The sequence below is a fragment of the Amycolatopsis sp. WAC 04169 genome, assembly GCF_003947535.1.
Lineage (GTDB): Bacteria > Actinomycetota > Actinomycetes > Mycobacteriales > Pseudonocardiaceae > Amycolatopsis > Amycolatopsis keratiniphila.
The window spans coordinates 447,796-464,043 of record NZ_QHJI01000010.1; the positions used below are offsets into that span (position 1 = coordinate 447,796).

Genomic DNA, 16,248 nt, shown 5'->3' on the forward strand with positions numbered 1-16,248 from the left:
ACGGCAGAACCATGGGCGCGCAAGCCCATCACACACCTTTCGCGAAGTGCGTCATTCGGGCTCGCTCTCCGAATGAGGCGCCCGCTAGCAGACCAATGACTTTACCGCAGGTGAACGACATATCTCGGCAGGGTCTCGGCAGAGTGTCGAAACTCACCGGTGGACACGCCGAAACCCGAGGTCATCGGTGTGTCCACCCAGTGAAATATTCACCTACATCGTGAGAAAATCAGCGCGCTTTTGGCTTACCCTGTGGTTTCCCCGCCGCTTTACCACCGGCCTTGGGCTTTTGCTTCTTTTCCCGCACCCGCACATTCACCCGAACGGGGCTGCCTTCGAAACCGAACCGCTCACGGAACTTCCGTTCGATGAACCGCCGGTAGCCCGCCTCGAGGAAGCCGGTGGTGAACAGGACCAGCGTCGGCGGCCGGATGCCGGCCTGGGTCGCGAACAGCACCTTCGGCTGCTTTCCACCGCGCACCGGCGGCGGGGTCGCGGCGATGAGGTCGGCCAGCCAGCCGTTCAGCTGGCCGGTGGGCACCCGCTGGTCCCAGGACTTCAACGCGGTCCGCAGCGCGGGCGCGAGCTTGCGCACCGACCGGCCGGTGAGCGCGGAGATGTTGACCTTGTCCGCCCACGGGACCCGCACCAGGCCGCGGTCCAGCTCGCGGACCATGGCGTGACGGCGGTCCTCGTCGACGAGGTCCCACTTGTTGAAGGCGAGCACGCAGGCGCGGCCCGCCTCGACGACCATGGTCAGCACCCGCAGGTCCTGCTCCGAAAGCGGTTCGGCCGCGTCCAGCAGCACGATCGCGACCTCGGCCGCGTCGATCGCGGTCTTGGTCCGCAGCGAGGCGTAGTACTCCGCGCCGTTGGCCGAGTTGACCCGCTTGCGCAGGCCGGCCGTGTCGACGAACCGCCAGGTCTCGCCGTCGAGCTCGACCAGCGAGTCGACCGGGTCGACGGTGGTGCCGGCGACCGAGTCCACGACGGACCGCTCTTCGCCGGAGAGCTTGTTCAGCAGGCTCGACTTGCCCACGTTCGGCTTGCCGACCAGCGCGACGCGGCGCGGGCCGGTGGTGGCGCGGTCGCCGTCGCGCGGCATCGACGGCAGCGCCTTGACGATGGCGTCGAGCAGATCGCCCGAGCTACGCCCGTGCAACGCGCTGACCGGATACGGCTCGCCGAGGCCGAGCGACCACAGCGACGCGGTGTCGGCGAGCAGGCGGTCGTCGTCGACCTTGTTGGCGGCGAGCAGCACCGGCTTCTTCGAGCGGCGCAGCACCTTGGAGACGGCCTCGTCGGTGGCCGTCGCGCCGACACTGGCGTCGATGACCAGCAGCACCGCGTCGGCGGTGGCCATCGCCATCTCGGCCTGCGCGGCGACGGAAGCCTGGAGCCCGGTCGCGTCCGGCTCCCAGCCGCCCGTGTCCACCAGTGTGAACCGGCGGCCCGCCCAGAACGCGTCGTAGGCGACGCGGTCCCTGGTCACGCCGGGGACGTCCTGCACGACCGCCTCGCGACGGCCGAGGATGCGGTTGACCAGGGTGGACTTGCCGACGTTCGGCCTGCCGACGACGGCGAGGACCGGCTGCGCGAGCTGCGCCTCCTCCTCGGCCTCGCCCGCGGCGATCTGCGCGTCGAGCGCGGTGAATTCGGACTCGTCGGACCAGGAGCCGTCGACCTCGCCGACTCCGTCAAGCTCTGTCATTTTCTCAATCCTGTCGCGTGTCTCGGAGCCCGTGCTCCAAGCGCCATTCGTCCAGTGCCTTCACGAGGTCCGCGAGCGCGATGCGAAGCCGCTCGGTTCCCTCCTCCAGCCCTGTCCTTCCCTTCCCGATGTTGGGAGTGAAAGGTTCGCCGACCATGATGTCGACGCGTGGCCGCCAACGCCGTTTGGCGCCGGCGGGTTTGTACGTCCCCCGAGTGGCGACCGGAACCACGGTCGCGTTCCCGGCGCGGACCAGGAAGGCCGCGCCGCGCTCGAAGTTTTCGGCGTCACCGAGGCCGCGGGTGCCTTCGGGGAAGATCCCGACCGCACCGCCGTCCTCGAGCACCTTGACCGCCGCCATCAGCGGCTTGCGGTCCACCGCCCCCCGTTTCACCGGGATCTGGCCCAGCTTCGGGAAGAACCAGCCGACGAACCCCCGGAAGAGTTCCTCCTTGACCAGGAACGCCGTGCGCCTCGGCAACATTCCGAAGAGCAGCTGCGGTTCCACCATCGAGCTGTGGTTGGCGATGAACACCACCGGCCCGGACGCGGGAACCCGCTCGGCACCGTGCACCCGCACCCGGAAGGCGGGCCGCACGATGAACTTCGCGATACCGCGGCCGAACGTGTGGATCGGGCCGCTCGCGCCCTCGGGAAGCCCTTGCGCGGTCACCTCGTCGCCTCGGCCGGGCAACCCTCGAGAAGGCCGCGGTGCAGCGCGAGTTCCGCCAGCGCCACGATCACCTGGTCGATATTGAGCGCCGAAGTGTCGACCTCGACGGCGTCCTCGGCCGCGCGCAAGGGCGAAGCCGCCCGCGTGGAGTCGAGGCGGTCACGCCGTTCCACCGCCGCCTTGGCGACGTCGACGGTGGACTCGCGACCGGCGGCGGAGTCCTGCGCGCTCCGGCGTGCGGCGCGGACTTCGGCCGACGCGGTGAGGAAGATCTTGAGCGGGGCGTCCGGCGAGACGACGGTGCCGATGTCGCGGCCTTCGACCACGATGCCGCCGACGCGGCCGAGCACCTCGGCGATGATCTCGCGCTGCCGGGCGACCAGCAGTTCGCGGACCGCGGGGACGGCCGAAACCGGCGACACCGCGGTGGTGACGTCCGCGCCGCGGATCTCGGCGGAGACGTCTTCACCCGCCAGGGTCACGGTCGCTTCGTCCGGGCTGGTCCCGATGCCGAATTCGGCTTTCCGGGCGACGTCGGCGATCGCGTCCGGGTCGGTCAGGTCGGTTCCGGCGCGCAGGACGGCGAGGGTGACCATGCGGTACATCGCGCCGGTGTCGAGGTAACCGGCGCCGAGTTTCGTCGCGAGCTTCCGCGAAACCGTGGATTTCCCGGTTCCGGATGGGCCGTCCATCGCGACCACACCACGCAGGGCTCCCGCCACCGAAACACTCCTCAGCTCATCCGTCGCTCATCTGATCGACGACCATTCTGCCTGGTGGCGAACGACACTCCTCAGCCGCCCACGGCGAACCGGTCGACGAGCATGCCGATGCGTTCCGCGCGCGCGGCCGCCGGGAGCCGGCTGCTGCGTTCGAGGGTGACGAGGCCGTGCAGGGCGGCCCAGAAGGTCTCGGTGTAGAGGGCGGGGTCGTATTCGCCGGCGACCGGGCCGACGACTTCGAGCAGCGCGCCGAACGCGTCCTTCAACGGCGCAGGACTGTCCGGGCTGGCGAAGCTCAGTTCACTGGCGAGGGTGAAGATGGCGTCGTAGAGCGCGGGTTTGCGGTCGGCGAAGTCGAAGTAGTTCTCGGCCAGCCGCAGCAGCGCGTCACGGGAGCCCTCCGCCGTTCCGGCCCCTCTCCGCATGTCGGCGGCCATTTCGGTGCAGCCCTCGAGCGCCGCGGCCGCCATGATCGCCCCCTTGCCGGAGAAGTGGCTGTAGAGCACGGGCTGGCTGTACTCGATCTTCGCCGCCAGCCGCCGGGTGGTGACCGCGTCCCAGCCCTCTTCTTCGGCGATCTCGCGAGCCGTGGTGACGATCAGCTGTTCGCGTTGCGAGCGGTCCCGCTCGCGCCGGGGGTTCGTGACCATACGGACATGCTAGCACCGCTAGACAAGCTAGCACTGCTAGCGCTACTGTCGGCTCCGTTCCTAGCACTGCTAGCTTTTGGAGTCGGAGACCATGACCCGAATCAAGATCGCCTACGTCCTGTCCGCCGCCCTCGTGCTTTTCGTCCTCTACTTCGGCAGCGGTTACGTGTTCTTCCCGGCGACCCAGACGGGCGGCTTCGGGCTGCCGGTGATGCCTTCCGAGGGCGATCCGATCCTCGCGGTCAAGGGCGTCCGTGACATCGGCACGGCGCTCGTGGTGCTCGCGCTGATCCTGTTCCGGAACGCCCGCGCACTGGGCTGGGCGATGCTCGCACTGGCCTTCATCCCGTTCGGCGACATGCTGATCGTGTTGACCCACAACGGATCCGTGGGCGCCGCGCTCGGCATCCACGGCGCGACGTGCGCCCTCATGCTGGTGATCTCGGCGTTGTTCCTGATCCGTCCGGCGCGAAACGGACAGTGAGTTAGTGTTGTTCACGTGAACGTCGAAGTGACCCCGCTCCCCGGAATAGGCGTCCGCAAGGACTTCGCCACCCGCAACGGCCGCCGTGTCGGGGTGGTGACCCATCGCGATGGACACGTCGAGCTGATCGTGTCCAAAACGGACGATCCCGACGCCTGCCTGGCGTCACTTCCGCTCACCACCGACGAGGCGGGCGCGCTGGCGAACCTGCTCGGCGCGCCCCAGCTGGTCGCCCAGCTCACCGAAGAGCACCGGGATCTGCCCGGTATCAACACCAAGCAGCTGCCGATCAAGGCGTCGTCGCCGTTCGACGGGCGAACACTCGGCGACACCGCCATGCGCACGCGGACGAGCGTCTCGGTGGTCGCGGTGATGCGGGCCGGTCAGGTCCACCCCTCCCCCAACCCGGACTTCAACCTCACCGCGGGCGACGTGCTCGTCGCGGTCGGCACCTCCGAAGGACTCGAGGCCGCCGTCAAGATCTTGAAGTACGGCTGATCGCGGATGGATCACACCGCACTGTCCTTGATCGAACTCGGGGCGGTCTTCTTCGGGCTGGGCGCGTTGGGCCGCCTCGCCGGGAAGATCGGGATGTCCCCCATTCCGCTGTACCTGATCGGTGGCCTCTGCTTCGGGCAGGGCGGGCTGATCCCGCTCGGCGACATCGGCGACTTCACCCATCTCGCCAGCGAGATCGGTGTCGTCCTGCTGCTTCTCCTGCTGGGCCTGGAGTATTCGGCGGCCGAGCTGTTCACCGGGCTGAAACGCTCGTGGGTGGCGGGTGTCGTGGACATCGTGCTGAACGCCGCTCCGGGGGCGATCGTCGCGCTCATCCTCGGCTGGGGGCCCATCGGCGCGATCGTCATGGCGGGCGTCACCTACATCTCGTCGTCCGGGATCATCGCGAAGGTGCTCGGCGACCTCGGACGGCTCGGTAACCGGGAAACACCGGTGGTGCTGTCGATCCTGGTGTTCGAGGACCTGGTGATGGCGCTGTACCTGCCGATCCTCACCGCGGTGCTCGGCGGGGTGAGCTTCCTCGGCGGGATGAAGGCCGTCGGGATCTCGCTGATGGTCATCACCGTGGTCCTGGTGATCGCGCTGAAGTTCGGCCGCTACGTCTCCGCGGCCGTCGACAGCCCGGATCGCGAGGTGTTCCTCCTCAAGGTCCTCGGCGCGGCGCTGCTGGTCGCCGGTGTCGCTTCGGCGATGCAGGTTTCGGCCGCGGTCGGCGCGTTCCTGCTCGGTATCGCGATCTCGGGTTCGACGGCGGAGAACGCGACGCACATGCTCGAACCGCTGAGGGACCTGTTCGCCGCCGTGTTCTTCGTCGTGTTCGGGCTCAACACGAACCCCGCTTCGATCCCGCCCGTGCTCGGCTGGGCGGTCGTGCTGGCGGTCGCGACCACGCTCACGAAGGTCGGCACCGGCTGGTGGGCCGCGCGGCGGCAGGGCATCGGGAAGATGGGCCGCGCCCGTGCCGGAGCCGCGTTGGTCGCGCGAGGCGAGTTCTCGATCGTCATCGCCGGGCTTGCGGTGGCCGCGGGCGCGGTGACCGGCGAACTCGCGGCGCTCGCGACGGCGTACGTGCTGCTGATGGCGATCCTCGGCCCGACGGCCGCGCGGATCGTCGAACCGGTCGCCCGTGCTCTGCAGCGGAAGCCCTTCGGGTCGAAGAGCCCCGCCTCGCAAACCGGCTGATCCCCTCCCCACACACGCTAGGAACGGTCCTTTCCTTGCGAAATTTGCAAGGAAAGGACCGTTCCTAGCATTCGGCTAGCCGCGCTCAAGCCCCGAACCGGTGACAGGAGCGACCTGCGCCGGAGCCACCGGAAGCGCCGCCGGCACCGCCGACGGACCCGAGCCCGCGACAGGCAGCGCCAGCGAGGTCTTGCCCAGATCCACCGTGATCTTCGGGTACTGCGCCGGCCCCGAGATGAACGAGCCGTCCGTCCCGCCGATGATCAGCGCGAGCTGATGTCCCTGCGGGACGACGTGATCCGTGCTCGCCAGCCGGAACGTCATCGTGTACGGCTGCCCCGGCGTCAGCGGCGATTCCTGCGTCAGCGAACCGTGGTTGGCCAGATCCGCCCAGCCGCGGCTGATGATGTTCAGCCCCACCGAGACCGCGTCGGTGCTCGTGTCCAGATAGCAGGCGTCGTTGCCGGGAGCGCTCGAACCCCAGCACGACTGGGTCAGCTCGTTCTTGATGCCTTCCTTCGGTCCGGTGTAGTTCCGGATGGTCGCCGGGCCGTAGTCCACCAGGATCGCCGAGAGCCGCGCAGTGGACGTCGACGGCGTCGCGGTCACGGTCACCTTCGCCGTTCCGGACACGTGAAGGTCCTTCGCCAGCGCGCCGGTGCTGAAAAGCACGCGCCCGGCCGAAGTCTCCGTCGGCTTCGCGGCCCAGGTGTTCGACGACTGGCCGGAGGAGTCCGTGAACGACGCCGTTCCCGTTCCCGCCGTCGTGCCGAGCGTGCCGACCCCAGGGGTGCTGCCGGACGCGGGGCGCAGGGTGACGGCGCTGCCCGCGGGCCACGCCGGCTGGTCCACCCAGACGTCGGGTTCGCGTTCCACACTCGCGCCCGGGGTCTTCTCGATGCCGTTGTCGACGCCGAGCAGGTAGTGGTCGAACCACTTGTGCAGGGTGTCGACCCAAGCCGACCGGCGGTAGTCGAATGGGTCGACGTGACCGGCCTGCGTCAGCCAGATCTTGCGCTCGACGTTCAGCGCCTCCCACCACTGCCCGAAGTTGATGGTCTTGACGTTGAGATCGCCGAGGCCGTGCGAAGCGAGCACGCTGGCCTTCACCTTCGAGGCGCTCTGCACGTAGTCCCGGTCGAGCCAGAACGCGTTGTAGTCGCCGTTCGAGGTCGCGCCCGCGGTGAGCTTCTGGTTCGCCGCACCGCAGTTCTGTCCGCCGTTGCGCCGGGACACGGTCTGCGCGAGCCCCGCCGGGCTGCCCTGGCGCAGGTTCGCGCCGTCGGAGCGGTAGTAGTCGTACCAGGAGCTGATCGCGCCGATCGGCACGATGGTCTTGAGCCCGTCGACACCGGTCGCGGCGACGCCGTTGGCCACCGTGCCGTCGTAGGACTTCCCGATCATGCCGACCGCGCCCGTCGACCACGTCGCGTTCGTCCTGGCCGGCCCGGTCGCCGTCGTGTAGCCGTTCGCCCGGCCGTTCAGCCAGTCGACGACCTTGCGCGCCGAATTGACGTCCGAAGGCCCGCCGATATCGGTGCAGCCGCGGGATTTGTTGGTACCGGCCAGATCCACCAGGACCACGGCGTACCCGCGAGGGACGAAGAAGTTGTCGTAGTAGAGCGGGAAACCGACCGGCCTGCCCGCCGAGTCGTAGGTCTTGAGCTCGCTCTCGTTGCCGCGCCCGCAGCACGAGTAGTACGGGCTCGCGTCCATGATGACCGGGACCTTCTTGCCCCGCGCCGCCGGTTCCTTCGGGCGGATGATGTCGGCGGCGACCCGGTCCGAACGGCCGTCGCCGTCCCCGTCGAGCCCGATGTCCACCCAGGCCGTCTCGCGGACGGCCTGGGCGAAGTCGTAGACCGGTTCACTAGCCCGCGGTTTCGCCGCGGCCTGCGGTGCCGCGACCACGGCCGCGGCGACCGCCAAGATCCCTGCCAGCACAACTGTTTTCACGGTTGAGCCCTTCCCCGTCGGCTGAAAGCCCGTCAGGGAGAGCTAAACGCGGTGATCACTTGTGCAGTAGGGCGGAAAGTCTGACAGTCAGGCGCAGCCTGTCCGTTGAGGGTGGTGGTGGGGCGGGGTCCGGGCTTACAGATCGACGGCGCGGTACAGCGAGCCGACCTCACCGCGGTTCAGCCGCCGGATCGAACCCGACCGCTGGGCACCGAGCTGGACGTCACCCAGCGCGGTCCGGACCAGTTTGCGCACCGGGTGCCCGGTGGCCGCCATCAGCCGCCGCACGATGTGCTTGCGTCCTTCGTGGATGACCAGCTCGATCTGGGTGCGCCCGGCCAGCATGTCCTTGACGCGGAACTGGTCGACCTTGACGATGCCGTCCGGCAGCTCGAAACCCGCGCGCAGTTCCTTGCCGAGCCCGCGCGGGACGATGCCCTCGACCTCGGCGAAGTAGGTCTTCAGGACCCGGAACGACGGGTGCATCAGCCGGTGCCCGAGGTCGCCGTCGTTGGTGAGGAGCAGCAGCCCCTCGGTGTTCTCGTCGAGCCTGCCGACGTGCACGATGCCGGGCGTCTCCTCGTACCGGCCGCGCAGGTAGTCGCCGACGCACGGACGGCCACGGTCGTCGTTCATCGTGCTGTGCACGCCCTTGGGCTTGTTCAGCAGGAGGTACACGAGGTCCTCGCGGACCTGGACGCGGGTGCCGTCGACGTGGATCACGGAGTTGTCCGGATCGACCCGGCGGCCGAGTTCGGTGACCACCTTGCCGTCCACGCTCACGCGACCGCGCACGATCAGGTCCTCGGCCGCGCGCCGCGAGGCGACGCCCGCCTGCGAAAGGACCTTCTGCAGCCGAATGCCGTCGGGATGCGGGTCAGATGTCATCGATGGTGTCCACTTCGGGTAGCAACGGAGCGATGGGCGGAAGGTCGGCCAGGGACGACAGGCCCAGTCGCTCCAGGAACAGCTCGGTCGTCACGTACAGCGTGCCAGTGGTTTCGGGGTCGGTCCCCATCTCCTCGATCAGGCCGCGCGCCAGCAGCGTCCTGATCACCCCGTCCACGTTCACCCCTCGGACGGCGGCGACCCTGGCCCTGGTCACCGGCTGCCGATAGGCGATCACGGCGAGGCTCTCCAGTGCGGCTCGCGTCAGCTTGGAACGCTGGCCGTCGAGCAGAAGCTTCTCCACGAACGGGGCATAGACGTCCCTAGTGTAGAACCGCCACCCTTCGCCGACTCGGCGCAGGTCGATTCCGCTGGTCCGCTCGGTGAACTTCTGCGCCATCGTGCGCAGCGCCACGGTCACCCTCGACACGGGCTGAGCGACCGTCTCGGCGAGCGATTCCTCGCTGATCGGCGAGTCGACGACCAGGAGCAACGCCTCGAGAGCCGCTTCGAGCGCCTCGTCGGAGGTGACGTCCGGATAGTCGCCGTCACCGGCCGCGACGAGACCTTCGTCGGCGGGCGGCTCCGCTTCGACGGCAGGAGCCTCCGCCTGGGCGTCTTCGGTCGTCTCTGTCTCTTCGGTGTTCTCCGGGGTCACCCGTACTCCTCGTCCTCGGCGGCGGCGCGGTCCTGCTCGGCCGCCACCGACGCCTCCTCCACGGACCCGCCGGTCCAGCGCACGTGCAGTTCGGCGAGCGCCTCCAGCTGCTCGAACTGGACCGAGGACTCCCGGTACAGCTCCAGCAGCGCGAGGAACCGCGCCACGATCTCGACGGTGTGCTCGCAGTCCTCGACCAGTTCGCCGAAGGTCGCTTCGCCTCGTTCCGCGAGCTTGAGCCGCAGCAGCGCGGCGTGCTCGCGCACCGAGACCCGGCCCATGTGGATGTGCGCGATCGACACCTGCGGCGGCGGCTTCGGTTTGAAGACCGCGACCGCGATCTCGGAGAACTTCCCGACGTCGACGCCGAGCATCACCTCGGGCAGCAGCCCCATGAACCGGTCTTCGAGCGCGACCGAACGCGGGTAGCGCCGCAGCGCGCCGGCCTCCAGTTCCCCGAACAGCGCCGCGACCTGCTTGTACGCCCGGTACTGCAGTACGCGCGCAAACAGCAGGTCCCGTGCTTCGAGCAGGGCGAGGTCGTCCTCGCTCTCCACCTCGGCGGCGGGCAGCAGACGCGCCGCCTTGAGGTCGAGCAGGGTCGCCGCGATGACCAGGAACTCGGTTGTCTCGTCGAGGTTCCACTCCGTGCCGAGCGCACGGGTGTAGGCGATGAAATCGTCCGTGACCCGGTGCAACGCGACTTCGGTGACGTCGAGCTGGTGCTGCGAGATCAGCTGGAGCAGCAGATCGAAGGGGCCCTCGAAGTTCTCCAGGTGCACCTTGAACTTGGACGTGCTCAGCTCTTCACTGGCCAGTCCTTCGGGGACCATCCCGCCGTGCACGGTCTCGTGCACGGCGGGGGTCTCGTCTGCCTCTGTCCGCTCGACCGGCTCTGGGCCGCTGGGAGCAGCCGCGGCCGGGTCGTCCATCAGTTCTCGGTCTCTTTCCCGTCCTCGCTGCCCGCCCGCAGGCGCTGGACGAGGACCGAGTCCTCGCCCGCCGCGTCGAAGTCGGCCAGCAGCACGGCCACCGCCTCGCGGACCAGCCTGCCGCGGTCGAGCACGAGGCCGTGCTTCGCCCGGAGGTTCAGCCTGGCCTGCTCCATCGCCAGCAGTTCGTCGCCGGAGACGTAGACGGTGATCTTCGCGTCGTGCTTGGTCCGCCCGGAACCGCTGCGCGCGGCACGGGTCAGCTGTTCCTTGTGCGCGTGGCCCGTCTCGTTCCCGGAACCGTTCCCGTTGCCGTTCCCCTTCGCGGGGGCGGGCTGTTCGGGCGCGGGCGGGAGATCGAGGGCGGGGCTGGAGGTGATCCTGAAAAGTTCGGACGCTCCGGGCAGGGAAGCTCGCCTGCTCACCGAGCGATCACCTCACGTGCCAGCGCGCGATAGGCCGCCGCGCCCGCTGATTTGGGAGCCCAGGTCGTGATCGGCTCGCCCGCGACCGTCGTCTCGGGGAACCGCACGGTGCGGTTGATCACCGTGTCGAACACGGTGTCGCCGAATGCCTCCACCACTCTCGCCATGACCTCCTTCGAGTGCAGGGTTCTCGGGTCGTACATGGTGGCGAGAATCCCGGTGATGTCCAGTTTGGGGTTGAGGCGTTCCTGCACCTTCTCGATGGTGTCGATCAGGAGCGCTACGCCTCGCAGACTGAAGAACTCGCACTCCAGCGGGATGATCACACCGTCCGCGGCGGTCAGTGCGTTCACCGTCAGCAGGCCTAGCGAGGGCTGGCAGTCGACAAGAACATAGTCGTAGTCGTTCATGACCGGACGAAGGACCCGTAACAAAGTGTGTTCGCGTCCTACCTCTGCGACCAACTGGACCTCGGCCGCGGACAGGTCGATGTTGCTCGGCAGCAGGTCGACGCCGTCCACCCGGGTCTTCCGGATGACGTCGGTGATGCTGACCGAGCGCTCCATGATGACGTTGTAGACCGTCTGGTCCAGCTCGTGCGGCTGAATGCCGAGGCCGACCGAGAGCGCGCCCTGCGGATCGAAGTCGACCAGCAGCACCCGGCGGCCGCATTCGGCCAGCGCCGCGCCGAGGTTGATGGTCGAGGTGGTCTTGCCGACGCCGCCCTTCTGGTTGCACATGGCCATCACCAGTGCGGGGCCGTGCCGGTCCAGCGGCGGCGGGTCGGGGATCTCGCGATACGGACGGCCGGTGGGCCCGATACCGTCGTTGTCGCGTTCTTGCTGCTTGGCGTCTTTGGCTTCTTTGGCGCGCTTGGCCTTGCGGCCGCGGGAAGAGATCGTGTCCTCCGACGGTTCGTCGCCGTCGTGTTCGGCGGGGGTTGCGATGGTCACCTGGCTGAGGCTCGCGGCAGCCGAACCGGCGGACGCGGACGGCTTCGCCGGCTCGTTCGGTGTCGACATAACGCGAAAGCTCCTCTTCGGCAGGATCCTCGGCAGCCTATGCGCGATCCGGGAGTCGAGCCAACGAGGCACGCCGGGACCGACCGGGTCGTTTAGGCGCTGTCCTGCGACTCTTGTCCGCGGTCTTCGCGCCCAGGCGGCCCCTGACGGCACGGGCGGTTCACCCGAGTACGACCCGGTACGAGGGAGAACCGCCCGCACCGCCAGGAACCACCTGGATCACGAAGCTCATCGAACAGAGCCGCAGAACAGCGCCTAACCGAGCGCCCGCGGATGTGCTGTCGCGTAAACCTCGCGCAGCGTGTTGACCGTGACCAGCGTGTACACCTGGGTGGTGGTCACCGAAGCGTGGCCGAGCAGTTCCTGCACGACGCGGACGTCGGCGCCGCCTTCGAGCAGATGCGTGGCGAAGGAATGGCGCAACGTGTGCGGCGAAACGCCCGCCGTGATCCCCGCGGATTCCGCGGTGTCCTTGAGAACCTGCCACGCGCTCTGCCGGGAAAGCCGGGAGCCGCGGGCGTTCAGGAACATCGCCGGCGTCCCCCGGCCGTGGGTGGCGAGGGCGGGCCGCGCGCGGACGAGGTACGCGTGCACCGCTTCCAGCGCGGGACGGCCGATCGGCACGATGCGCTGTTTGCCGCCCTTGCCGTCGAGCAGCACGGTCCGTTCGGCGTCGTCGATGTCGACGACGTCGAGGCCGACGGCCTCGGAGATCCGCGCGCCGGTGGAGTAGAGCAGTTCCAGCAGCGCCCGGTCCCGCAGCGGCCGTTCGCCCTCGGGCGGTGGGGTTTCGAGCAGTTTCAGCACGTCGCCGACCGGTAGTGCCTTGGGGAGCCGTTTGGCCGCGGCCGGCGGGCGGACCTCGCGGGCCGGGTCGTGCTCGGTGATGCCGTCGGCGTGCGCGAACTTGTGCAGTCCCCGCACCGCGACCAGCGCGCGAGCCGCCGAGGACGCGGCCAGCGGGCGATGCTCCTCGTCGCCCTCACGCAGCGCCGCGCCGAACGAGGTGATGTGCGCCGAGGTGACGTCGGCGAAGTGCTCGACGTCGGCGTCGCCGAGGTACGCGGTGTACCGGCGCAGGTCACGGGAGTAGCTGTCGAGGGTGTTCCTCGCGGTTCCGCGCTCGACCACCAGATGGTCGAGGTACGCGGCGACCACCTGGGCGACTCCGCTACCGCCGGCCCGTGACACACGGACACTCTAGGACCACCGCGACCCGATCGGGGGTTCGCCGCGCGTGCCGCGCCGCGGGTGTGAAACGGGCTACCTTGGGAGCATGTCCCAGCAACCGGACCCGGACGAGATGCGCGTCGGCACCGCCGAGCGCGAAGAGGCCGCGCGGCTGCTCGGCGACCACTACAGCCAGGGCAGGATCACGCCGGACGAGTACGAGGGCCGCGTGCTCGCCGCGTACGAGGCCGTGACGCTCGGCGAACTCCGGCCGCTGTTCCAGGACCTGCCCGCGCCGCACCCGGCGTCCCTGGCGCCGCGGTTCGACCCGCCGCCGTTCGTGCCCGTGTACCAGCAGCCCGCCGCGGTGCTGCCGTACTCACCGAAGTCGAAGATCGCCGCCGGGGTGCTGCAGATCGTGCTGCCGTTCGGGATCGGGCGGTTCTACACCGGGCACGTCGGTCTCGCCCTCGGCCAGCTGGCGGTCGTGCTGGTCACCTGCGGCGTCGGGGTGGTCTGGCCGATGGTCGACGGGATCGTGCTGCTGGCGAACGGCGGCACGGACGCGCAGGGCCGCCGTCTCCGCGACTAGAGCCTCGTGAGCGGTAAGGGCGGCTAGAACCAACCGTGGCTTGAGTCCCTGCTGGTCCGAAGTCCGTGAAGGCCTCCTTAAGGGACCCAGAGTCCCTCAAGGAGGCCTTCACGGACTGGGAATAGGGGGTGTGCGGCGTGCGTAGAGGCGTAACTCGCGTGTCTGGAAGCGGCCACTCGCGAGTTACGCCGGTGATCACGCGAGTTACGGCTTCAGGCACGCGAGTGCGGCGCCACCGCACGTCTCGTGAGTGGTAAGGACGGTTAGAACCGTCCTTACCACTCACGAGCGTCAGAGACCGCGCGAAGCGAACTTCGTCGGCCTGTCCTCCCAAGGAGCGTCCGCGGGCCGCGACGAAGCCGCCCCCGAAAGCACCGCGTGCGCGGCGAGCACACCACCGACGGTGGACCCGTTCACCAGCTCACCCGCCAGCGCCATCCGCACCGCCTCGGCGAGCGGGAACTTCCGCATGACGAGGTCCGCCTCTTCGTCACCGAGGACCTCCCTGTCCACTTCGGACAGTTCGCGGGCGAGGTAGACGCGGACGACCTCGTCGGTGAAGCCGGGCGACGCCGCGACGTCGACCAGGGTCTCCCAGCGCTCGGCGCTGAGCCCGACCTCCTCGACCAGTTCGCGTTTGGCCGCGCCGACGGGGTCTTCCCCCGCCTTGTCGATCAGGCCGGCGGGCAGTTCCCACAGCCGCCGCCCGATCGGGTGGCGGTACTGGTGGATCAGCGTCACCATGCCGTCCGCGTCCAGCGCGACGACGGCGACCGCGCCGAGGTGCTCGACGACCTCACGGCGGGCGGTGCCGCCGCCGGGCATCACGACCTCGTCGACCCGCAGCCCCACGACACGTCCGATGTGGACGTCCTTTGTGGACGCGACGGTGAACTCGTGCTTGCCGGGCTCGGTCACCGGGCTCCCGTCTGAGCCGTCTCGGGCAGCTCGACCGGCAGCCGCTCGGCGACCTTGCGGTCCACGACGGCCTTCACGAACGCGCTGAACAGCGGGTGCGGCCGGGTCGGGCGGCTCTTGAGCTCCGGGTGCGCCTGGGTGCCGACGAAGAACGGGTGCTTGTCGGCGGGCAGCTCCACGAACTCGACCAGGTGGTCGTCGGGCGAGGTACCCGAGAACACCAGACCGGCCTCGGAAAGGCGCTTGCGGTAGGCGTTGTTGACCTCGTAGCGGTGACGGTGCCGCTCGGAGACCTCGGTGCTGCCGTACGCCTTCGCGACCTGCGAGCCCGGCTTGAGCTTCGCGACGTAGGCGCCGAGACGCATCGTGCCACCCATGTCGCGCTCACCCGCGACGACGTCGCGCTGGTCGGCCATCGTGGAGATGACCGGGTTCGGGCCGTCCTCGAACTCGGCCGAGTTCGCGTCCTTGATCCCGGCCAGGTTCCGCGCCGCGTCGATCACCATGCACTGCAGGCCGAGGCAGAGGCCCAGCAGCGGCACGCCGTGGGTGCGGGCGTACGCGATGGCGCCGACCTTGCCCTCGATACCGCGGATGCCGAACCCGCCGGGAATCAGCACACCGTCCACATCGGACAGCGCGGCCGCGGCACCGGCCGGGGTCTCGCACGAGTCCGAGGGGACCCAGGCGATCTGCACCTTGGCGCGGTGGGCGAACCCGCCCGCGCGCAACGCCTCGGTCACCGAGAGGTACGCGTCCGGCAGGTCGATGTACTTGCCGACGACCGCGACCCGCACCGTCTCCGACGGGTTGTGCACGCGGTCGAGCAGGTCGCCCCACACGGTCCAGTCGACGTCGCGGAACGGCAGCCCGAGACGGCGCACCACGTAGGCGTCGAGCGCCTCACGGTGCAGCACCTTCGGGATGTCGTAGATCGACGGCGCGTCGGGGCAGGCGATGACGGCCTCGGTGTCGACGTCGCACATCAGGCCGATCTTGCGCTTGAGGTCCTCCGGCAGCTCGCGGTCGGCGCGGCAGACGAGCGCGTCGGGCTGGATACCGATGTTGCGCAGCGCGGCGACCGAGTGCTGGGTCGGCTTGGTCTTGAGCTCACCCGACGGGGCGAGGTACGGGACCAGCGAGACGTGGAGGAAGAAGCACTGGTCGCGGCCGACGTCGTGGCGGACCTGACGGCAGGCCTCCAGGAACGGCAGCGACTCGATGTCGCCCACGGTGCCGCCGACCTCGGTGATCACGACGTCCGGGCTGTTCCCGTCCTCGTCGGCGCCCGCCGCGGCGGTGATCCTCGCCTTGATCTCGTCGGTGATGTGCGGGATGACCTGCACGGTGTCGCCGAGGTACTCACCGCGGCGTTCCTTGGCGATGACCTCGGAGTACACCTGCCCGGTGGTGACGTTCGCCTTGCCGTCGAGAGCCCGGTCGAGAAAACGCTCGTAGTGCCCGATGTCCAGATCGGTTTCGGCGCCGTCGTCGGTGACGAACACCTCACCGTGCTGGAACGGGTTCATCGTGCCCGGATCGACGTTGAGGTACGGATCCAGCTTCTGCATCGTGACCCGGAGCCCACGTGCGGTAAGGAGCTGACCCAGGCTGGAAGCCGTGAGTCCCTTACCCAGAGAGGAGGCAACGCCTCCGGTGACAAAGACATACTTGGTAGCCCGCGACTGAAGTCCCACGGGCTTCCACCTTATCGCACGCCCGCCGTAGCGCTCATCGGCCACGCCG

The 16,248-nt window shown here is 69.0% G+C and carries 17 protein-coding genes; 4 read left to right on the plus strand and 13 right to left on the minus strand.

The features are described from left to right. Positions 1–229 precede the first annotated feature (229 nt). From der to DMC61_RS29390, 4 genes are all read right to left on the minus strand, one after another. On the minus strand, positions 230–1,711 hold the full coding sequence (gene der / locus DMC61_RS29375; RefSeq protein ID WP_016335349.1) for a ribosome biogenesis GTPase Der: 1,482 nt from the start codon (positions 1,709–1,711) through the stop codon (positions 230–232). A 4-nt stretch (positions 1,712–1,715) separates the two neighbouring features. After that, positions 1,716–2,384, minus strand: coding sequence for a 1-acyl-sn-glycerol-3-phosphate acyltransferase (locus tag DMC61_RS29380; RefSeq protein WP_125693066.1), 669 nt, complete (start codon positions 2,382–2,384; stop codon positions 1,716–1,718). Further along, entirely contained in the window at positions 2,381–3,085 is a 705-nt protein-coding gene (gene cmk, locus DMC61_RS29385; protein WP_043848218.1) for a (d)CMP kinase, read from the minus strand. The genes DMC61_RS29380 and cmk overlap by 4 nt, the downstream gene beginning before the upstream one ends. Before the next feature lie 92 nt (positions 3,086–3,177). Further along, a complete protein-coding gene (locus tag DMC61_RS29390) occupies positions 3,178–3,756 on the minus strand; it encodes a TetR/AcrR family transcriptional regulator (RefSeq protein WP_125693068.1) in 579 nt (192 codons plus the stop codon). A 91-nt stretch (positions 3,757–3,847) separates the two neighbouring features. On the opposite strand from DMC61_RS29390, the gene DMC61_RS29395 reads away from it, so the two are divergent. From DMC61_RS29395 to DMC61_RS29405, 3 genes are read left to right on the plus strand one after another with little or no spacing between them, the layout of a single operon-like run. After that, entirely contained in the window at positions 3,848–4,240 is a 393-nt protein-coding gene (locus DMC61_RS29395; RefSeq protein WP_125693070.1) for a DUF4267 domain-containing protein, read from the plus strand. Positions 4,241–4,255: 15 nt separating this feature from the next. Then, positions 4,256–4,738: a cation:proton antiporter regulatory subunit gene (locus DMC61_RS29400; RefSeq protein ID WP_063272281.1), complete on the plus strand. Its 483-nt coding sequence runs from the start codon at positions 4,256–4,258 to the stop codon at positions 4,736–4,738. 6 nt (positions 4,739–4,744) lie between these two features. Then, complete coding sequence (locus tag DMC61_RS29405; RefSeq protein ID WP_072026475.1) at positions 4,745–5,941, plus strand: cation:proton antiporter; 1,197 nt, start codon at positions 4,745–4,747, stop codon at positions 5,939–5,941. Positions 5,942–6,016: 75 nt separating this feature from the next. On the opposite strand, the gene DMC61_RS29410 is transcribed toward DMC61_RS29405, so the two are convergent. The 7 genes from DMC61_RS29410 to xerD form a co-directional block, all read right to left on the minus strand. Next, on the minus strand, positions 6,017–7,885 hold the full coding sequence (locus DMC61_RS29410; RefSeq protein WP_125693159.1) for a Xaa-Pro dipeptidyl-peptidase: 1,869 nt from the start codon (positions 7,883–7,885) through the stop codon (positions 6,017–6,019). Positions 7,886–8,032: 147 nt separating this feature from the next. Further along, a complete protein-coding gene (locus DMC61_RS29415) occupies positions 8,033–8,785 on the minus strand; it encodes a pseudouridine synthase (protein ID WP_007035528.1) in 753 nt (250 codons plus the stop codon). After that, positions 8,775–9,443 carry an SMC-Scp complex subunit ScpB gene (scpB, locus tag DMC61_RS29420; protein WP_125693072.1) on the minus strand — a complete coding sequence of 223 codons (669 nt, stop codon included), beginning with the start codon at positions 9,441–9,443 and terminating at the stop codon, positions 8,775–8,777. The genes DMC61_RS29415 and scpB overlap by 11 nt, the downstream gene beginning before the upstream one ends. Then, entirely contained in the window at positions 9,440–10,375 is a 936-nt protein-coding gene (locus tag DMC61_RS29425) for a ScpA family protein (protein ID WP_199750130.1), read from the minus strand. Before DMC61_RS29425 ends, scpB begins: the two co-directional genes overlap by 4 nt. After that, complete coding sequence (locus tag DMC61_RS29430) at positions 10,375–10,800, minus strand: hypothetical protein (RefSeq protein ID WP_016335359.1); 426 nt, start codon at positions 10,798–10,800, stop codon at positions 10,375–10,377. Before DMC61_RS29430 ends, DMC61_RS29425 begins: the two co-directional genes overlap by 1 nt. Then, on the minus strand, positions 10,797–11,822 hold the full coding sequence (locus DMC61_RS29435; protein WP_016335360.1) for a ParA family protein: 1,026 nt from the start codon (positions 11,820–11,822) through the stop codon (positions 10,797–10,799). The genes DMC61_RS29430 and DMC61_RS29435 overlap by 4 nt, the downstream gene beginning before the upstream one ends. Positions 11,823–12,077: 255 nt before the next feature. After that, entirely contained in the window at positions 12,078–12,980 is a 903-nt protein-coding gene (gene xerD / locus DMC61_RS29440) for a site-specific tyrosine recombinase XerD (RefSeq protein WP_125693163.1), read from the minus strand. A gap of 118 nt (positions 12,981–13,098) precedes the next feature. Here xerD and DMC61_RS29445 point away from each other — a divergent pair, with 118 nt between their 5' ends. Next, positions 13,099–13,584, plus strand: a complete 486-nt coding sequence (locus tag DMC61_RS29445; protein WP_125693073.1) for a DUF1707 domain-containing protein — start codon at positions 13,099–13,101, stop codon at positions 13,582–13,584. 291 nt (positions 13,585–13,875) lie between these two features. Here the strand turns inward: DMC61_RS29445 and DMC61_RS29450 are convergent, their stop codons facing one another. Together DMC61_RS29450 and DMC61_RS29455 are read right to left on the minus strand one after the other, a co-directional pair. Beyond that, entirely contained in the window at positions 13,876–14,502 is a 627-nt protein-coding gene (locus DMC61_RS29450) for an NUDIX hydrolase (protein ID WP_016335363.1), read from the minus strand. Beyond that, entirely contained in the window at positions 14,499–16,199 is a 1,701-nt protein-coding gene (locus DMC61_RS29455; RefSeq protein WP_125693075.1) for a CTP synthase, read from the minus strand. The genes DMC61_RS29450 and DMC61_RS29455 overlap by 4 nt, the downstream gene beginning before the upstream one ends. Between the last annotated feature and the right edge of the window lie 49 nt (positions 16,200–16,248).